Source organism: Streptomyces sp. NPDC051684 (assembly GCF_044453445.1).
Taxonomy (GTDB): Bacteria; Actinomycetota; Actinomycetes; order Streptomycetales; family Streptomycetaceae; genus Streptomyces.
Genome location: NZ_JBITCS010000009.1, coordinates 141,176 through 158,740 on the forward strand (window position 1 = coordinate 141,176; position 17,565 = coordinate 158,740).

Consider the following 17,565-nt stretch of genomic DNA (forward strand, 5'->3'; position numbering starts at 1 on the left):
TCTTGCCTCACGTATCGCCGTCAGGAAGGGATCCACACGTGTCCATCGATCTCACCGGAAAGGCGGCCGTCGTCACCGGCAGCGGCCGTGGCCTCGGCCTCTCCTACGCCCATGCCCTCGTCGCCCACGGCGCCTCGGTCGTCGTCAACGACATCGACGAGGCCGTCGCCGAAGCGGCCGTGAAGTCCATCCGGGAGGCCGGCGGCACGGCGGTCGCGGAGGTGGTCCCGGTCGGCACGGCGGAGGCAGCGGACCGCCTGGTGGCGCGGGCGGTGAGCGAGTTCGGCCGCCTCGACGTCCTGGTCACCAACGCCGGAATCCTGCGCGACAAGGTCCTGTGGAAGATGACCGACGACGACTTCGACGCGGTGCTCACCACGCACCTCAAGGGCACCTTCACCTGCGCCCGCGCCGCCGCCGTCCGGATGCGCGAACAGGGCGAGGGAGGCGCGTTGGTTCTCGTCGGCTCGCCCGCCGGCCAACGGGGCAATTTCGGCCAGACGAACTACGCCGCCGCGAAGGCCGGCATCGTCGCCATGGCCCGTACGTGGTCGATGGAGCTGTCCCGGGCGAACATCACGGTCAACGCGATCGTCCCGGTCGCCGCGACGGCCATGACGGAGACGATCCCGGCCTTCGCCCCGTACGTCGAGGCGCTGCGCGGCGGCGAACCGCTCCCGTCCTTCCTGCGCAAGGGCGAAGGCTTCGGCACACCGGAGGACTGCGCGGCCCTCGTCCCCTTCCTCGCCTCGGGCGCGGCCCGCTCGGTCACGGGCCAGGCCATCGGCATCGGCGGCGACCGCCTCACGCTCTGGTCGCACCCGCAGGAGATCAAGTCGGCCTACGCGGACGGGGGCTGGACCCCGGACACGCTGGCGGAGGCGTGGCCGACCTCGGTCGGCGCCGAGCTCCAGACGGTCGGCATCCCGGCACCGAAGCTCCCGGAGGCGTGATGAACATCGGTGACCTCGACGCGATCGACGTCCACACCCACGCGGAGGTCTCGTCGAAGGGGCACGCCTCCCTCGACGACGACCTCCACGCGGCCTCGTCCGCGTACTTCAAGACCGAGGGCAACCGAAAGCCGACGCTCGAGGAGACGGCGGCGTACTACCGCGAGCGGAACATGGCCGCCGTGATCTTCACGGTCGACGCCGAGTCGGCGACGGGCACGGAGCCCGTCCCGAACGAGGAGGTGGCCGAGGCGGCGGCCGCGCACCCGGACGTCCTGATCCCCTTCGCCTCGATCGACCCGTTCCGGGGGAAGGCGGGGGTGAAGCAGGCCCGCCGCCTGGTGGAGGAGTACGGGGTGAAGGGCTTCAAGTTCCACCCCTCGATCCAGGCCTTCTACCCCAACGACCGCGCGGTCGCCTACGACCTGTACGAGCTGATCGAGGAGACGGGCACCATCGCCCTCTTCCACACCGGCCAGACGGGCATCGGCGCGGGCGTCCCGGGCGGCGGCGGCATCCGCCTGAAGTACTCGAACCCCCTGCACGTGGACGACGTCGCGGCCGACTTCCCGCACCTCAAGATCATCTTGGCGCACCCGTCCTTCCCCTGGCAGGACGAGGCCCTCGCGGTCGCGACCCACAAACCGGGCGTCCACATCGACCTGTCCGGCTGGTCCCCGAAGTACTTCCCGCCCCAACTGATCCAGTACGCGAACACGCTCCTCAAGGACAAGGTCCTCTTCGGCTCGGACTATCCGGTCCTGACCCCGGACCGCTGGCTGTCGGACTTCGCGAAGCTCCAGATCAAGGACGAGGTCCGCCCCAAGATCCTCAAGGAGAACGCGGCCCGCCTGCTCGGCCTCACCACACCCTGAAGGGGACCGGTATGCGCAACGAGGGACTGGGGTCGTGGCCCGCACGCCGGGCCCGCAAGACCCCGCACCGCACGGCCCTGATCCACGACGGCGCGACGTACTCCTACGCCGACCTGCACGAGCGCACGACCCGCCTGGCCCACGCCCTGCGGGAGCGGGGCGTACGCCGCGGCGACCGCGTCGCGTACCTGGGCCCGAACCACCCCTCGTACCTGGAGACGCTCTTCGCGGCGGGCACCCTGGGGGCGGTCTTCGTTCCGCTCAACACGCGCCTGTCGACGGCCGAACTCGCCTACCAGATACGGGACTCGGGCGCGAAGGCCCTCCTGTACACCGGCAACGGGGAGCCCGCACGAGCACTCTCGGTCCCCGTGACGATCGATGCCGGGGGAGAGGCCTACGAGAGCGTGCTCGCGACGGCACCGTCAGCTCCGATCGACGAGGCGGTCGCCGGCGACGACGTCTGCCTCATCATGTACACCTCGGGCACGACGGGCCGCCCCAAGGGCGCCATGCTCACTCACGCCAACCTGACCTGGAACGCGATCAACGTCCTGGTCGACCACGACCTGATCGCGGACGAGGTCGCCCTCGTCTCGGCGCCGCTGTTCCACACGGCGGGCCTGAACATGCTGACGCTGCCGGTGCTGCTGAAGGGCGGCACGTGCGTCCTGGTGGCGTCCTTCGACCCGGCTGCGACGTTCGACCTGGTGGACCGATACCGGGTCACCTTCATGTTCGGCGTCCCGACGATGTTCGACCTGCTGACCCGCCAGCCCGCGTGGCCGACGGCGGACCTCTCCTCCCTCCGCCTCCTGACGTGCGGCGGAGCCCCGGTCCCACCGCCCCTGATCGCGACGTACCAGGAACGCGGCCTCACCTTCCTCCAGGGCTACGGCATGACGGAGGCGGCCCCCGGCACCCTCTTCCTCGACGCCGAACACGCGGTGAGCAAGGCGGGTTCGGCGGGCGTCCCGCACTTCTTCAGCGACGTCCAGGTGGTGGGCCCTGACCTCGCTCCGGTGGGAGTGGACGAGACGGGCGAGGTAATGGTCCGTGGCCCGCACGTGATGCCCGGCTACTGGGGCCTGCCGACGGAAACCGAAGCGGCCTTCTCCGACGGCTGGTTCCGCACGGGGGACGCGGCCCGCGTGGACACGGACGGCTACGTCACCATCGTCGACCGCTTCAAGGACATGATCATCTCGGGCGGCGAGAACATCTACCCCGCCGAGATCGAGGCCGCACTCCTGGCCCACCCCGACGTGGCGGAGTGCGCCGTGATCGGCGTCCCGGACGAGAAATGGGGCGAGGTCCCCCGCGCGATCGTGGTCCCGGCCTCCGGAACAACCCCGGACGCATCGGCCCTTCTGGCCTCCCTCTCCGGCCGGTTGGCGAAGTACAAGATCCCCAAATCCCTGACCTTCACGGACGAACTCCCGCGCACGGCCTCCGGAAAGCTCATCAAATCCCGCCTGCGGGACACCTACGCACAGAACGGCTGACGAGCATGCCCCTCACGGTGAACGGCCTGACCGAACTCAAGGATCTGCCGGCCGGCACGGACCTCGGCGCCAGCGACTGGCTGGAGATCACCCAGGATCGCATCAACACGTTCGCGGACGCCACCGGCGACCACCAGTGGATCCACGTGGACCCCGAACGCGCCGCCGCCGGCCCCTTCGGCGCCCCGATCGCCCACGGCTACCTGACCCTCTCCCTCTTCATCCCCCTCTTCACCGACCTCCTGGACGTCCAGGGCATCACCACAAAGGTCAACTACGGCCTCAACAAGGTCCGCTTCCCGTCCCCGGTGAGGACGGGCTCCCGCATCCGCCTGACGGCACGGGTGGCATCGGTGGAGTCGGTCCCGGGGGACGGCGCCCAGATCACGATCGACGCCACCATAGAAATAGAAGGCTCCACGAAGCCCGCAGCGGCCCTGCAGAGCATCTCCCGCTTCTACGCCTGACCCCGCAAACACACCAAGACCCCGCCTTCAGCGTCTCCGCTGACGACGGGGTCTCCAGGCACCCAATCCAAGGTGCCCCCGGCAGGATTCGAACCTGCGCACACGGCTCCGGAGGCCGTTGCTCTATCCCCTGAGCTACGGGGGCGTGCGCCGCGCTGTGCGTGGCGACGGGTAGAACACTACCAGCTCCTTTGAGGTCCTCAGGAACGGGTTATCGCGCGGGGGAGGGCGGGGTTCGGGTCGCCTGTAGGGGGCGGAAGTGGGGAAAACCCGGACGCGGTGGCCGGTGTCGACCTACTCTCGAGTTGTGCCAGGCGCGTCCGGCCGAGTCCTTGTCGTGGATGACAACAAGGTCATTCGGCAGCTGATCAGGGTCAACCTCGAGCTGGAGGGCTTCGAGGTCGTGACCGCGGCCGATGGTGCCGAATGTTTGGACGTGATCGACCAGGTGCGGCCCGACGTGGTCACGCTGGACGTCGTCATGCCCCGGCTCGACGGGCTGCGGACCGCCGCCCGGCTGCGGGCGGACGCGCGTACGCGTTCGCTGCCGATCGTCGTCGTCAGCGCCTGCACCCAGTACGAGGTCGAGAGCGGGCTCGACGTCGGCGTCGACGCGTTTCTCGCCAAGCCCTTCGAGCCCAGTGAACTGGTGCGGGTCGTACGGCAGTTGAGCGATCAGGGGCGGACGGGGGCGGCCTCCGCCGGCCCCGCGGGCGCCTCCCGGGCGAGCGTCGCGCGCGCCGCCGAGGACGCCGAGCAGGCCACCCGTACCGCCGACGCCTGAGCCCCGGCACGCGGCCGGCGGCGCCCGCATCCCGGACCTTCCGGGAAACCGAGTCGCCTACCCACCCCCCTCCTCCCATACGCTTGTCCCGTGACCCCCGCCGAGCTCTCCCGCACCGTCCTGCGCGCCGTCCGCCGCGCGGTCGACGACGGTGAGCTCGACGTGGCCGTGTGCGCGGCCGAGCAGCGGGTCGTCGTCGAGCGGCCGCGGCCCGGCGGCCAGGGCGACTACGCCACCAACGTCGCGCTGCAGCTCGCCCGCCCCGCCGGCCGGCCCCCGCGCGAGGTCGCCGAGATCCTGTCCCGCCGGCTCAACGAGAGCCCCGGTGTCGCCCGCGTCGTCGTCACCGGACCCGGGTTCCTCAACGTCAGCGTGGCCGAGCCCGAGTCCGCCGCCGGCGCGCTCGTCGCCGAGATCCTGCGCGCCGGGGACCGATACGGATACGTCGAAGAGGCGACCGGTCGGGGCGTTCGGCTGTACGCGCCCCACGAGGTTCGCGCCCTCGTCGTCATGGACTCCGTCGCCCGCCTCCTGCGCTCCCAGGGCGTCCGTGTGCGGACCAGCTGCGCCGACCACCCCCGTCCCGAGTGGCTCGACGTCCTCGACGTGCGCGTCGACGCGACCGACGGGCCGGGCCCCGATGCGCCCGCCAGTCCGGACGTCAGCGCGGCCGGCGGGCCGACTCCCGATGCGCCCGCCAGTCCGGACGCCGACGCGGCCGGCGGGCCGACCCCCGATACGACCGCCAGCCCAGACATCGACGCGACCGCCGGATCACCCCCCGACGCGACCGGAGGACCGGCCCCCGCGACCACGATGCCGGACGCCGACGCCGACGCCGACGCCCACCTCCGCCCCGTGCCCGCCCCCGCCGACCCCACCCCCCTCGGCCGCGACGCCGCCCGCTGGGCCCTGCTTCATCCGGCCGCCCACGACCACCCCCGGATCGGCGCCGAACCCGCCGAGTACGAGGCGCACCTCGCCCAGCGCGAGTCCAACCCGCTCTTCCGCGTCCGGTACGCCCACGCCCGCACCCGCGCGCTGACCCGCAACGCCGCGGACCTCGGGTTCGCCGCCCACCCCGGCGGCGTACCCGGCCAGGAAGACCTCCTCGGCGCCCTCGGCGACCACCCCCGCATCCTGCGCGCCGCCGCCGAGCAGCACGCCCCCGACCGGCTCGCCCGGCACCTCGTGGGCGTCGCCGACACCTTCATGGCCACGCTCCACCCGTCCGTACTGCCCCAAGGCGAGGAGAAACCCTCGGCCGCCCACCGCTCCCGGCTCGCGCTCGCCGAAGCCGTCGGGACGGTGCTCGCAGGCGGCCTGACCCTGCTCGGCATCGATGCCCCCGAACATCTGTGACACAGACAGAAGTAGACGAAGAGAGCGCACCGCAGTCATGAGCCGTTCCGCACACCCCGCAGGCCCCCGTCACGCCGACGTGCTCCCCGAGGGGCACTGGAGTGCCCCGCCCGCCGACCTCAACGCCCTCGACGCGAAGGTGTGGTCGCAGACCGTCGCCCGCGCCGACGACGGTTCCGTGACCGTCGGCGGGATCGAAGTCGCCCGGCTCGCCGAGGAGTTCGGCACTCCGGCGTACTTCCTCGACGAGACCGATTTCCGCGCCAGGTGTGCCGCCTGGCGTGATGCCTTCGGCCCGGACGCCGATGTGTTCTACGCCGGCAAGGCGTTCCTCTCCCGCGCCGTCGTGCGGTGGCTGGACGAGGAGGGGCTCAACCTCGACGTGTGCTCCGGCGGTGAGCTCGCCACGGCGCTCTCCGCCGGCATGCCCGCCGAGCGCATCGCCTTCCACGGCAACAACAAGACCGAGGAAGAGATCAGCCGCGCGGTCCAGGTCGGCGTCGGTCGCATCGTGCTCGACTCCTTCCAGGAGATCGCGCGCGTCGCCCACATCGCCGACGGACTCGGCAAGCGGCAGCGTGTACAGATCCGCGTCACGGTGGGCGTCGAGGCCCACACCCACGAGTTCATCGCCACCGCGCACGAGGACCAGAAGTTCGGCATCGCGCTCGCCGACGGGCAGGCCGCCGAGGCCGTGCGGCGCGCCCTGAAGCTCGACGGCATCGAGCTCATCGGGATCCACAGCCACATCGGGTCGCAGATCTTCGACATGGCGGGCTTCGAGGTGGCCGCCCGTCGCGTCGTGGGCCTGCTCGCCGAGGTGCGTGACGAGCACGGCGTCGAGCTTCCCGAGATCGACCTCGGCGGCGGCCTCGGCATCGCGTACACCAGCGACGATGACCCCCGCGAGCCGCACGAGATCGCCAAGGCGTTGAACGAGATCGTGAGCCGGGAGTGCGAGGCCGCGTCGCTGCGGACGCCGCGCATCTCCGTCGAGCCGGGGCGCGCCATCGTCGGGCCGACCGCCTTCACCCTGTACACCGTCGGTACCGTCAAGCCGCTCGAAGGACTGCGGACCTACGTCTCCGTCGACGGCGGCATGTCCGACAACATTCGCACCGCCCTCTACGACGCCGAGTACACCGTCGCGCTCGTCTCCCGCCGCTCCGACGCCGAGCCGATGCTCGTCCGCGTCGTCGGCAAGCACTGTGAGAGTGGCGACATCGTCGTGAAGGACGCGTTCCTGCCGTCGGACGTCGCGGCCGGTGATTTGATCGCCGTACCGGCCACCGGCGCGTACTGCCGCTCCATGGCCAGCAACTACAACCACGCGCTTCGCCCGCCCGTCGTCGCCGTCCGTGACGGTGAGGCCCGGGTGATCGTCCGGCGCGAGACGGAGGAAGATCTCCTGCGTCTCGACGTCGGATAAATGAAATCTACGTCTCACGATCCGGACCCGGGGCTGAAACCCCGGTTCGGTGGGTGAGACTGGTCCCACCGCAGAAATACGTAGTAGTAGAGGAAACGAGGTCGGATGATGCGTACGCGTCCGCTGAAGGTGGCGCTGCTGGGCTGTGGGGTTGTCGGCTCAGAGGTGGCGCGCATCATGACGACGCACGCCGACGACCTCGCCGCCCGGATCGGTGCCCCCGTCGAACTCGCGGGCGTCGCCGTGCGGCGGCCCTCCCGGGTGCGCGAGGGAATCGATCCTGCCCTGGTCACCACCGATGCCACCGCGCTCGTGAAACGCGGTGACATTGATGTCGTGGTCGAAGTCATCGGTGGGATCGAGCCCGCGCGGACCCTCATCACGACCGCCTTCGAGCACGGCGCCTCCGTCGTCTCCGCCAACAAGGCGCTCGTCGCCCAGGACGGCGAGGCCCTGCACGCCGCGGCCGTGGAGCACGGCGGGGACCTCTACTACGAGGCTGCGGTCGCCGGCGCGATCCCGCTGGTCAGGCCGCTGCGGGAGTCGCTCGCGGGCGACAAGGTCAACCGCGTCCTCGGCATCGTGAACGGCACGACGAACTTCATCCTCGACGCCATGGACTCCACCGGCGCCGGCTACCAGGAAGCGCTCGACGAGGCCACCGCCCTCGGGTACGCGGAAGCCGACCCGACCGCCGACGTCGAGGGCTTCGACGCCGCCGCCAAGGCCGCCATCCTCGCCGGGATCGCCTTCCACACCCGGGTCCGCCTCGACGACGTGTACCGCGAGGGCATGACCGAGGTGACCGCCGCCGACTTCGCGTCCGCGAAGCAGATGGGCTGCACCATCAAGCTGCTCGCGATCTGCGAGCGGGCCGCCGACGGCCAGTCCGTCACCGCCCGCGTGCACCCCGCGATGATTCCGCTTTCGCACCCGCTGGCCTCCGTGCGCGGCGCGTACAACGCCGTCTTCGTCGAGGCCGAGGCCGCGGGCCAGCTCATGTTCTACGGGCCCGGCGCGGGCGGTTCGCCGACCGCGTCCGCAGTACTCGGCGACCTCGTCGCCGTCTGCCGCAACCGCCTCAACGGCGCGACGGGACCCGGCGACTCCGCGTACACACAGCTGCCCGTCTCGCCGATGGGCGACGTTGTGACGCGGTACCACATCAGCCTCGACGTGGCCGACAAGCCCGGCGTTCTCGCGCAGGTGGCGACGGTCTTCGCCGAGCACGGTGTCTCCATCGACACCGTGCGCCAGTCGGGGAAGGACGGCGAGGCCTCCCTCGTCGTCGTCACCCACCGCGCGGCCGACGCGGCCCTCACCGGGACCGTGGACGCGCTGCGTCAGCTCGACACCGTGCGCGGTGTCGCCAGCATCATGCGTGTTGAAGGGGAGTAGCAGGGATGACCGGAATGACCCACCAGTGGCGCGGCATCATCGAGGAGTACCGGGACCGGCTCCCGGTGACCGACACCACGCCGGTCGTGACGCTGCGCGAGGGCGGTACGCCGCTCGTGCCCGCGCAGATGCTCTCCGAGCGCACCGGCTGTGAGGTGCACCTGAAGGTCGAGGGCGCCAACCCGACGGGGTCCTTCAAGGACCGCGGCATGACCATGGCCATCACCAAGGCCAAGGAGGAGGGCGCGAAGGCCGTCATCTGCGCCTCCACCGGCAACACCTCGGCCTCCGCCGCCGCGTACGCCGTGCGCGCCGGGATGGTCTGCGCCGTGCTCGTGCCGCAGGGCAAGATCGCGCTCGGCAAGATGGGCCAGGCGCTCGTCTACGGCTCGAAGATCCTCCAGGTCGACGGCAACTTCGACGACTGCCTGAACCTGGCCCGCGCCCTCTCCGAGAACTACCCGGTGGCGCTGGTGAACTCGGTGAACCCGTACCGCATCGAGGGCCAGAAGACCGGCTCGTTCGAGATCGTCGACGCACTCGGCGACGCGCCCGACATCCACGTGCTGCCCGTCGGCAACGCCGGCAACATCACGGCCTACTGGAAGGGCTACAAGGAGTACGCCGCCGACGGCGTCTCCACCCGTACGCCCCGGATGTGGGGCTTCCAGGCCTCCGGTTCCGCGCCGATCGTGCGCGGCGAGGTCGTCAAGGACCCGTCGACGATCGCCACCGCGATTCGCATTGGCAACCCCGCTTCGTGGCAGCACGCGCTCGCCGCGCGCGAGGAGTCGGGCGGCTTCATCGACGAGGTGACGGACCGTGAGATCCTGCGCGCCTACAAGCTGTTGGCGTCCCAGGAGGGTGTCTTCGTCGAGCCCGCGTCGGCCGCGTCCGTCGCGGGCCTGCTGAAGGCCGCCGAGGAGGGCAAGGTCGACAAGGGCCAGAAGATCGTCTGCACCGTCACGGGCAACGGTCTGAAGGACCCGGACTGGGCCGTCGCGGGCGCCCCGCAGCCCGTCACCGTCCCGGTGGACTCCGCCGCGGCCGCCGAGCGCCTCGGTCTCGCCTGAGCCACGCCGCACGTCAGGCGACTTGCGCGACACTGACACCTCGTCAACTGGGCGTTTCAGTACAGGGGGTGCACAGGGGGGCTTACGACACGCATCGTGCGCCTCCTGTGCGCCCTATGTCGCCACTGAACCTTCCTTCGATAGGCTGTATCGAACCCGCCCACCGCATATGCCGTGGTGCCGCCGCCGTTCCGTCGATCGCGGCCCGGGTGTCGACGTATGCATCACAAGACATCGGAAGTTCTCGAAACATCCCGCAGCTCAAGGAGAGTCATCCAGCGATGGCCGGTCCCGCTTTCCGCGCCGCCGCCGTAAGGGTGCGCGTCCCTGCCACCAGCGCCAATCTCGGCCCGGGCTTCGACAGCCTCGGCCTGTCGCTGGGGCTCTACGACGACGTGGTCGTCAGGGTCGCCGACTCCGGGCTGAACATCGACATCGCCGGCGAGGGCTCCGAGACCCTGCCCCGCGACGAGTCGCACCTTCTCGTACGGTCCCTGCGCACGGCCTTCGACGCCCTCGGCGGGCAGCCGCGCGGCCTCGAGATCGTCTGCGCCAACCGCATCCCGCACGGCCGTGGCCTGGGCTCCTCGTCCGCCGCGATCGTCTCCGCCGTGGTCGCCGCGCGCGCCGTGACGACGGGCGGCAACGCGCTGCTCGACGACGCGGCGCTGCTCGAACTCGCCACCGAGATCGAGGGCCACCCCGACAACGTGGCCCCGTGCCTGCTCGGCGGCTTCACCATCGCGTGGACCGAGACCGGCGCGGGCCGGGCGGTCCGTCTCGACGCGGCCGGTTCCATCGTTCCGGTGGTCTTCGTCCCCGGAAAGCCCGTCCTCACCGAAATGGCGCGAGGACTCCTGCCGCGCACCGTCCCGCACGTGGACGCCGCGGCCAACGCGGGCCGGGCGGCCCTGCTCGTAGAGGCCCTGACCAGGCGCCCCGAGCTGCTGCTCCCGGCCACGGAAGACCGTCTTCACCAGGAGTACCGGGCGCCGGCGATGCCGGAGAGCGCCGCACTGGTGGAGCGGCTGCGGGCCGACGGGGTGCCCGCGATGATCTCCGGGGCGGGGCCGACGGTCCTCGCTCTGGTGGAGGAAGAAACGGCCGACAAGGTCGCCCGGCTGGCCGGGGAGGGCTGGGCGGCGAACCGCCTCGACCTCGACGTCGACGGAGCGAGCGTGCTGCCGCTTGGCTCCTGACACCCGGTTGCCGGAATACGAGAGGGGGAATGTTTGTTGGATCCGGTAGTGTTAACCTCAAGTCTGCACCCGGCCCTACCATGGCGAGGTGCTGTGTGTCCCCGTCAGGGACAACCATTCTTCCGGGAGCCTCCCCAGCGATTCTTTGCATCGTCCTCGCATGTCGAGACGTGGCACTGAAGAGTGGCGAGCACGCTCCGGAACCGGCGTGATCGAGCCGCGTGACACAGAAATCCAGTGCACCCGCGGAATCGGGCTACGCCGTCACCACCGAATTCTTCCGCCTCTTCGGCGGACAACCGCCCCGGCACGGTCCGTACAGGCAGGACCTCCGCCGGACAGCACAACCGGTCGCCGAGCCAGACAGGCCGACGTCCGCTCCAGGGAAGGACCCTTCGTGAGCGACACCACCGATCTGATGGGCGTGACTGCCGACAGCTCTGCTGCCGCGCCCGCCGCGTCCTCTGCGGACGCCTCCGCCGCGCCCGCCGCCGGTGCTTCGGGCTCCCGGCGGCGCCGCGGTACCGGCCTTGACGGCATGGTGCTGGCCGAGCTGCAGCAGGTCGCATCGGGCCTCGGAATCAAGGGCACCGCGCGGATGCGCAAGAGCCAGCTGATCGAGGTCATCAAGGAGGCGCAGTCCGGGGGAGGCACCTCACAGTCCGCCCCCGCGAAGAGCGCCGACGCCGCCGAGACGAAGCCGAAGCGGCGGGCCACCTCCAAGGCCCGCACCGGCGAGGAGGCCGCGGCCGAGGCCGCGCCCGCGAAGTCGGCCGGCAAGGCGGACAAGGCGCAGGCCGAGGCGGGCGACGCCAAGGCGAAGAAGGCCGCCGCCCAGCAGCAGATCGACATCCCCGGCCAGGGCGCCGGTGACGAGCAGCCGGCCGGCGAGCGTCGTCGTCGCCGTGCCACGTCCGAGGCGGGCAGCCCCGAGACGGTCACCGCCGAGGCCAAGTCCGAGACGCGGCAGGACCGCCAGCAGGACCGCCAGCAGGACCGTCAGGACAAGCAGGAGCGTCAGGACGGCGGTGACGGCAACAAGGGCGACGGCGGCCAGGACGGCAACCACGAGGGCCGTCGCGACCGCCGGGACCGCCAGGGCGGCCGGGGCGGACGCGACCGCGACGGAGGCCGTGACGGCGGCCGTGAGGGTGGCCGGGACCGCGACCGCCGCGGCGGCAAGGGCGACGACCAGGGCGGAAACAGCCAGGGCGGCGGCCGGAACAACCAGCAGGGCGGCGGCGGCCGGAACAACAACCAGCAGGACGACGGCTACGACGACGACGGCGGCGGCCGCCGCGGGCGCCGGGGCCGTTACCGCGACCGCCGTGGGCGTCGCGGGCGTGACGAGCAGGGCTTCGGCAACGAGCCGCAGATCTCCGAGGACGACGTCCTGATCCCTGTCGCGGGCATCCTCGACATCCTCGACAATTACGCCTTCATCCGTACGTCGGGCTACCTGCCGGGTCCCAATGACGTCTACGTCTCCCTGGCCCAGGTCCGCAAGAACGGCCTGCGCAAGGGCGACCACGTCACCGGCGCGGTCCGCCAGCCGAAGGAGGGGGAGCGCCGCGAGAAGTTCAACGCGCTCGTCCGTCTCGACTCGGCGAACGGCATGGCGGCCGAATCCGGCCGCGGGCGCCCGGAGTTCAACAAGCTGACGCCCCTTTACCCGCAGGACCGCCTCCGCCTGGAGACGGACCCGGGCGTGCTGACGACGCGGATCATCGACCTCGTCGCGCCGATCGGCAAGGGCCAGCGCGGTCTGATCGTGGCCCCGCCGAAGACCGGCAAGACCATGATCCTGCAGTCGATCGCGAACGCGATCACGGTCAACAACCCCGAGTGCCACCTGATGGTCGTCCTCGTCGACGAGCGTCCGGAAGAGGTCACCGACATGCAGCGGTCGGTGAAGGGCGAGGTCATCTCCTCGACCTTCGACCGTCCGGCCGAGGACCACACCACGGTCGCCGAGCTCGCCATCGAGCGCGCCAAGCGCCTCGTGGAGCTGGGTCACGACGTCGTCGTGCTGCTCGACTCGATCACCCGTCTGGGCCGCGCCTACAACCTGGCGGCGCCGGCCTCCGGCCGCATCCTGTCCGGTGGTGTCGACTCGACCGCCCTGTACCCGCCGAAGCGCTTCTTCGGTGCGGCCCGCAACATCGAGGACGGCGGCTCGCTGACCATCCTCGCCACCGCCCTGGTGGACACCGGGTCCCGCATGGACGAGGTCATCTTCGAGGAGTTCAAGGGCACCGGCAACGCCGAACTCAAGCTGGACCGCAAGCTCGCCGACAAGCGCATCTTCCCGGCGGTGGACGTCGACGCGTCCGGTACCCGCAAGGAAGAGATCCTGCTCGGCAGCGACGAGCTGGCGATCACCTGGAAGCTGCGTCGCGTGCTGCACGCGCTCGACCAGCAGCAGGCGATCGAGCTGCTGCTCGACAAGATGAAGCAGACGAAGTCCAACGCGGAGTTCCTGCTGCAGATCCAGAAGACGACGCCGACGCCGGGCAACGGCAACGACTGACGCTTCACCGGGATCCAGGGGCTGGGCCCCGCCGCTTCGTGCGGCGGGGCCCAGCCCTTTTCCGTGGCCCGGACGGCCTGGCCGGGACGATTCGGGGCACTCGTCGACCGGAGACCTTCACCACACGTATAAGGATCTGTGCCCTCTGTGAAGCATGCGGCACATGTGCGTGAAAGTGCAGGTGAGAGGGTTGCGGGTCGTTGGTCCCGCTACATACGGTCGCTCCTTCGTCCCAGAATGCGCACACGTGTTTGTGCAACCCTTCAGGACGGTCCGCCGTCACACCGAGTGAACGAAGAAGCGGACCGAAGGACCAGAAGCAGACGAACCTGCGAGGAGTTATGCCGGACCGTGACAGCAAGCCCGGGCGCCATCGCAGCGCCAAGGGCAGCCGCCGCAAGACGCGCAGTGGGCGCAGCAAGGCGCTGCGTATCGCGGCGTGGAGCGCCGCGGGCGTCGTCGTCCTCGGTGGCACCGGCTTGGGGTACGTCTACTTCCAGCTCAACGGCAACATCAAGAGCGTCAACATCGACTCGCAGCTGGGCACCGACCGTCCGCAGAACGTGGACAACGGCTCCGAGGACATCCTCGTCCTCGGCTCCGACACCCGGGCCGGCGACAACGCGAAGGCGGGCGGCGGCGCCGACGAGGGCTCGGCGCGCTCGGACACCGCGATGGTCGTCCACATCTACAAGGGCCACAAGCGGGCCAGCATCGTCTCCATCCCCAGGGACACCCTCATCGACCGGCCGTCGTGCACCGACAAGAACGGCAACGACTACCCGGCGCAGAACGAGGTCATGTTCAACTCCGCGTACTCGACGGGCGGCGCGGCCTGCGCCGTGAAGAGCGTCGAGTCCCTGAGCGGAATCCGCATGGACCACTACGTGGAGGTCGACTTCAGCGGCTTTCAGCGGCTGATCGACGACCTCGGGGGCGTCAAGGTCACCACCACGAAGGCGATCAACGACCCCGACAGCCATCTGAACCTCACCGCCGGCACGCACAAGCTCTCCGGCGAGCAGTCCCTCGGCCTCGTCCGCACCCGGCACGGCGTCGGCGACGGCAGCGACCTGGGGCGCATTCAGCTCCAGCAGTCGTTCATGAAGGCCCTGATGGACCAGATCAAGAGCGTCGGCGTCTTCACCAGCCCGAGCAAGCTGTACGCACTCGCGAACACCGCCACCAAGACGGTGACCACGGACTCGCAGCTGGCCTCGGTCAAGGACCTGACCTCGTTCGCGAGCGGCCTCAAGGGCATCGGCTCCGGCGACATGAACATGGTGACGCTGCCGGTGCGGTACGACCCGAACGACGCCAACCGCGTGCTCCTGGACGAGACCAACGCGGACAAGGTCTGGAAGGCGCTCAAGCACGACAGGGCCGTCCCGAAGTCCGCCACGAAGGACTCCGCCAAGGGCTCCGCCGACAGCGTCGTGAAGTAGCAGGAACCCCTTCGGGGAGGGCCGGGAATACTTCCGGACCCTCCTCGGTTTTGGGGGATACGGCCTGTCCTGGCAGACTGGTACGTCGGCCCCGGTTCACGCTCCCGCATCCCGCGTCAGCGACCCGGCGCCCTCCATGAACCTAGGAGACACCTTGAAGCGCGACATCCACCCCGAGTACGTCGAGACGCAGGTCTCTTGCACCTGCGGCGCGTCGTTCACCACCCGTAGCACCATCTCGTCCGGCACCGTCCGTGCCGAGGTCTGCTCCGAGTGCCACCCGTTCTACACGGGCAAGCAGAAGATCCTCGACACCGGTGGCCGTGTGGCCCGCTTCGAGGCCCGCTTCGGCAAGGCTGCCGCTGCCAAGAAGTAGCGAAGCTCCAGCGCCGGTCCACGGTGCCCCTGTTTCCGCGGGGGCACGGGGACCGGCGCTTTGCGGTGCAGCCCCCTTTCGAACCCGTAACTGCAGGAGCCGGAGATGTTCGAGGCCGTCGAGGAACTGATCGGTGAGCACGCCGATCTGGAGCAGAAGCTCGCGGACCCCTCGGTCCACGCCGACCAGGCGAACGCGCGCAAGCTCAACAAGCGTTACGCCGAGTTGACCCCGATCGTCACCACGTACCGCTCCTGGAAGCAGAACGGGGACGACATCGAGACGGCGAAGGAATTCGCCGCCGACGACCCCGACTTCGCGGCCGAGGTCAAGGACCTCGAGCAGCAGCGCGAGGAGATCACCGAGAAGCTGCGGCTCCTCCTGGTCCCGCGCGACCCGTCCGACGACAAGGACGTGATCCTCGAGATCAAGGCCGGCGCCGGCGGTGACGAGTCCGCGCTGTTCGCGGGCGACCTGCTGCGCATGTACCTGCGCTACGCGGAGCGCATCGGCTGGAAGACCGAGATCATCGACTCCACCGAGTCCGAGCTGGGTGGCTACAAGGACGTCCAGGTCGCCGTGAAGACCAAGGGCGGGAACGGCGCGACCGAGCCCGGCCAGGGTGTCTGGGCCCGCATGAAGTACGAGGGCGGCGTGCACCGCGTGCAGCGTGTGCCGTCGACCGAGTCGCAGGGCCGCATCCACACCTCCGCCGCCGGTGTGCTGGTCACGCCCGAGGCCGAGGAGGTCGACGTCGAGATCCACGCGAACGATCTGCGCATCGACGTGTACCGCTCCTCGGGCCCCGGCGGGCAGTCCGTCAACACGACCGACTCCGCCGTCCGCATCACGCACATCCCCACCGGTGTCGTGGCTTCCTGCCAGAACGAGAAGTCCCAGCTGCAGAACAAGGAGCAGGCGATGCGTATCCTGCGCTCCAGGCTCCTCGCAGCGGCGCAGGAGAAGGCCGAGGCCGAAGCGGCCGACGCCCGTCGCAGCCAGGTCCGCACCGTCGACCGCTCCGAGAAGATCCGTACGTACAACTTCCCGGAGAACCGCATCTCGGACCACCGTGTCGGCTTCAAGGCCTACAACCTGGACCAGGTGCTCGACGGCGATCTCGACTCCGTGATCCAGGCGTGCGTCGACGCGGACTCGGCCGCCAAGCTCGCCGCCGCGTAACACCGCACTGCCCGCCCGTACGACAGCTCAGCCCGGAGGAACAGCGTGCAGCAGAATTTTGGGGGGCGACCCCCAAACCCCCGCAGCGTGCTGCTCGCGGAAGTGGCCCAGGCCACGCAGCGGCTCGCCGACGCCGGTGTGCCCTCGCCGCGCAATGACGCGGAGGAGCTCGCCGCCTACGTGCACGGGGTCAAGCGGGGCGAGCTGCACACCGTCAAGGACGTGGACTTCGACGCCCGGTACTGGGAGGCGACCGCGCGCCGCGAGGCCCGCGAGCCGCTCCAGCACATCACTGGGCACGCGTACTTCCGCTATCTGGAGCTCCAGGTCGGCCCCGGCGTCTTCGTGCCGCGCCCGGAGACCGAGTCGGTCGTCGGCTGGGCCATAGACGCCGTGCGCGCGATGGACGTCGTCGAGCCGCTGATCGTGGACCTCTGCTCCGGCTCCGGCGCCATCGCGCTCGCGCTCGCCCAGGAGGTGCCGCGCTCGCGCGTGCACGCCGTGGAGCTGTCCGAGGACGCGCTCAAATGGACGCGCAAGAACGTCGAGGGGTCCAGGGTCGACCTGCGCCAAGGAGACGCCCTGACGGCCTTCCCCGACCTCGACGGCCAGGTCGACCTCGTCATCTCCAACCCGCCGTACATCCCGCTCACCGAGTGGGAGTACGTGGCGCCCGAGGCCCGCGACTACGACCCCGACCTCGCGCTCTTCTCCGGCGAGGACGGCCTCGACCTCATCCGCGGCATCGAGCGCACCGCCCACCGCCTCCTGCGCCCCGGCGGCATCGTCGTCATCGAGCACGCGGACACCCAGGGCGGCCAGGTGCCGTGGATCTTCACCGAGGAGCGGGGCTGGGCGGACGCCGCCGACCACCCCGACCTCAACAACCGTCCGAGGTTCGCGACGGCCCGCAAGGCGCTGCCGTGACCGACGCGTTGTCCTTTGATCTTGACGAATTCGAGCAGTACGCAGAGCAGGAGGCCCGCT

15 protein-coding genes and 1 tRNA gene are annotated in these 17,565 nt (G+C 70.3%); 15 read left to right on the forward strand and 1 reads right to left on the reverse strand.

Annotation, left to right across the window (positions count from 1 at the left end):
• The first annotated feature begins 38 nt into the window (after positions 1–38).
• From ACIA8D_RS13750 to ACIA8D_RS13765, 4 genes are read left to right on the forward strand one after another with little or no spacing between them, the layout of a single operon-like run.
• Complete coding sequence (locus ACIA8D_RS13750) at positions 39–953, forward strand: SDR family NAD(P)-dependent oxidoreductase (protein WP_399231724.1); 915 nt, start codon at positions 39–41, stop codon at positions 951–953.
• A complete protein-coding gene (locus ACIA8D_RS13755) occupies positions 953–1,828 on the forward strand; it encodes an amidohydrolase family protein (protein WP_399231725.1) in 876 nt (291 codons plus the stop codon). Before ACIA8D_RS13750 ends, ACIA8D_RS13755 begins: the two co-directional genes overlap by 1 nt.
• Positions 1,829–1,839: 11 nt before the next feature.
• Positions 1,840–3,333 (forward strand): o-succinylbenzoate--CoA ligase, encoded by a 1,494-nt coding sequence (gene menE, locus ACIA8D_RS13760; protein WP_399231727.1) that lies wholly within the window; start codon positions 1,840–1,842, stop codon positions 3,331–3,333.
• Between the two features lie 5 nt (positions 3,334–3,338).
• Positions 3,339–3,800, forward strand: a complete 462-nt coding sequence (locus tag ACIA8D_RS13765; protein WP_399231728.1) for a MaoC family dehydratase — start codon at positions 3,339–3,341, stop codon at positions 3,798–3,800.
• 73 nt (positions 3,801–3,873) lie between these two features.
• On the opposite strand, the gene ACIA8D_RS13770 is transcribed toward ACIA8D_RS13765, so the two are convergent.
• Positions 3,874–3,945, reverse strand: a tRNA-Arg gene (locus ACIA8D_RS13770).
• 162 nt (positions 3,946–4,107) lie between these two features.
• Here ACIA8D_RS13770 and ACIA8D_RS13775 point away from each other — a divergent pair.
• From ACIA8D_RS13775 to prmC, 11 genes are all read left to right on the forward strand, one after another.
• Positions 4,108–4,584 (forward strand): response regulator, encoded by a 477-nt coding sequence (locus ACIA8D_RS13775; protein WP_399231730.1) that lies wholly within the window; start codon positions 4,108–4,110, stop codon positions 4,582–4,584.
• Between the two features lie 90 nt (positions 4,585–4,674).
• The gene (gene nrtL / locus ACIA8D_RS13780) at positions 4,675–5,946 is read left to right on the forward strand and encodes an ArgS-related anticodon-binding protein NrtL (RefSeq protein ID WP_399231732.1); all 1,272 of its coding nucleotides are present in this window, start codon (positions 4,675–4,677) and stop codon (positions 5,944–5,946) included.
• 37 nt (positions 5,947–5,983) lie between these two features.
• Positions 5,984–7,375, forward strand: coding sequence for a diaminopimelate decarboxylase (gene lysA / locus ACIA8D_RS13785; protein ID WP_399231733.1), 1,392 nt, complete (start codon positions 5,984–5,986; stop codon positions 7,373–7,375).
• Positions 7,376–7,480: 105 nt separating this feature from the next.
• Positions 7,481–8,773, forward strand: a complete 1,293-nt coding sequence (locus ACIA8D_RS13790; RefSeq protein WP_399231735.1) for a homoserine dehydrogenase — start codon at positions 7,481–7,483, stop codon at positions 8,771–8,773.
• A 14-nt stretch (positions 8,774–8,787) separates the two neighbouring features.
• Entirely contained in the window at positions 8,788–9,846 is a 1,059-nt protein-coding gene (gene thrC, locus ACIA8D_RS13795) for a threonine synthase (protein ID WP_399231869.1), read from the forward strand.
• Positions 9,847–10,127: 281 nt separating this feature from the next.
• A complete protein-coding gene (thrB, locus tag ACIA8D_RS13800) occupies positions 10,128–11,045 on the forward strand; it encodes a homoserine kinase (RefSeq protein WP_399231737.1) in 918 nt (305 codons plus the stop codon).
• 397 nt (positions 11,046–11,442) lie between these two features.
• Positions 11,443–13,575: a transcription termination factor Rho gene (gene rho / locus ACIA8D_RS13805; protein ID WP_399231739.1), complete on the forward strand. Its 2,133-nt coding sequence runs from the start codon at positions 11,443–11,445 to the stop codon at positions 13,573–13,575.
• A 341-nt stretch (positions 13,576–13,916) separates the two neighbouring features.
• On the forward strand, positions 13,917–15,020 hold the full coding sequence (locus ACIA8D_RS13810; RefSeq protein WP_399231740.1) for an LCP family protein: 1,104 nt from the start codon (positions 13,917–13,919) through the stop codon (positions 15,018–15,020).
• Between the two features lie 154 nt (positions 15,021–15,174).
• Positions 15,175–15,396: a 50S ribosomal protein L31 gene (gene rpmE, locus ACIA8D_RS13815; RefSeq protein ID WP_010984345.1), complete on the forward strand. Its 222-nt coding sequence runs from the start codon at positions 15,175–15,177 to the stop codon at positions 15,394–15,396.
• A 105-nt stretch (positions 15,397–15,501) separates the two neighbouring features.
• Positions 15,502–16,578, forward strand: coding sequence for a peptide chain release factor 1 (gene prfA, locus ACIA8D_RS13820; protein WP_399231742.1), 1,077 nt, complete (start codon positions 15,502–15,504; stop codon positions 16,576–16,578).
• 87 nt (positions 16,579–16,665) lie between these two features.
• On the forward strand, positions 16,666–17,505 hold the full coding sequence (gene prmC / locus ACIA8D_RS13825; RefSeq protein ID WP_399231743.1) for a peptide chain release factor N(5)-glutamine methyltransferase: 840 nt from the start codon (positions 16,666–16,668) through the stop codon (positions 17,503–17,505).
• Positions 17,506–17,565: the final 60 nt, after the last annotated feature.

Bases quoted from the DNA above. Each gene is read 5' to 3' on its own strand.
- ACIA8D_RS13810 (WP_399231740.1), top strand. From the start codon at position 13,917: ATGCCGGACCGTGACAGCAAGCCCGGGCGCCATCGCAGCGCCAAGGGC.
- ACIA8D_RS13790 (WP_399231735.1), top strand. From the start codon at position 7,481: ATGATGCGTACGCGTCCGCTGAAGGTGGCGCTGCTGGGCTGTGGGGTT.
- menE (WP_399231727.1), top strand. From the start codon at position 1,840: ATGCGCAACGAGGGACTGGGGTCGTGGCCCGCACGCCGGGCCCGCAAG.
- lysA (WP_399231733.1), top strand. From the start codon at position 5,984: ATGAGCCGTTCCGCACACCCCGCAGGCCCCCGTCACGCCGACGTGCTC.
- thrC (WP_399231869.1), top strand. From the start codon at position 8,788: ATGACCCACCAGTGGCGCGGCATCATCGAGGAGTACCGGGACCGGCTC.
- ACIA8D_RS13765 (WP_399231728.1), top strand. From the start codon at position 3,339: ATGCCCCTCACGGTGAACGGCCTGACCGAACTCAAGGATCTGCCGGCC.
- ACIA8D_RS13755 (WP_399231725.1), top strand. From the start codon at position 953: ATGAACATCGGTGACCTCGACGCGATCGACGTCCACACCCACGCGGAG.
- prfA (WP_399231742.1), top strand. From the start codon at position 15,502: ATGTTCGAGGCCGTCGAGGAACTGATCGGTGAGCACGCCGATCTGGAG.
- thrB (WP_399231737.1), top strand. From the start codon at position 10,128: ATGGCCGGTCCCGCTTTCCGCGCCGCCGCCGTAAGGGTGCGCGTCCCT.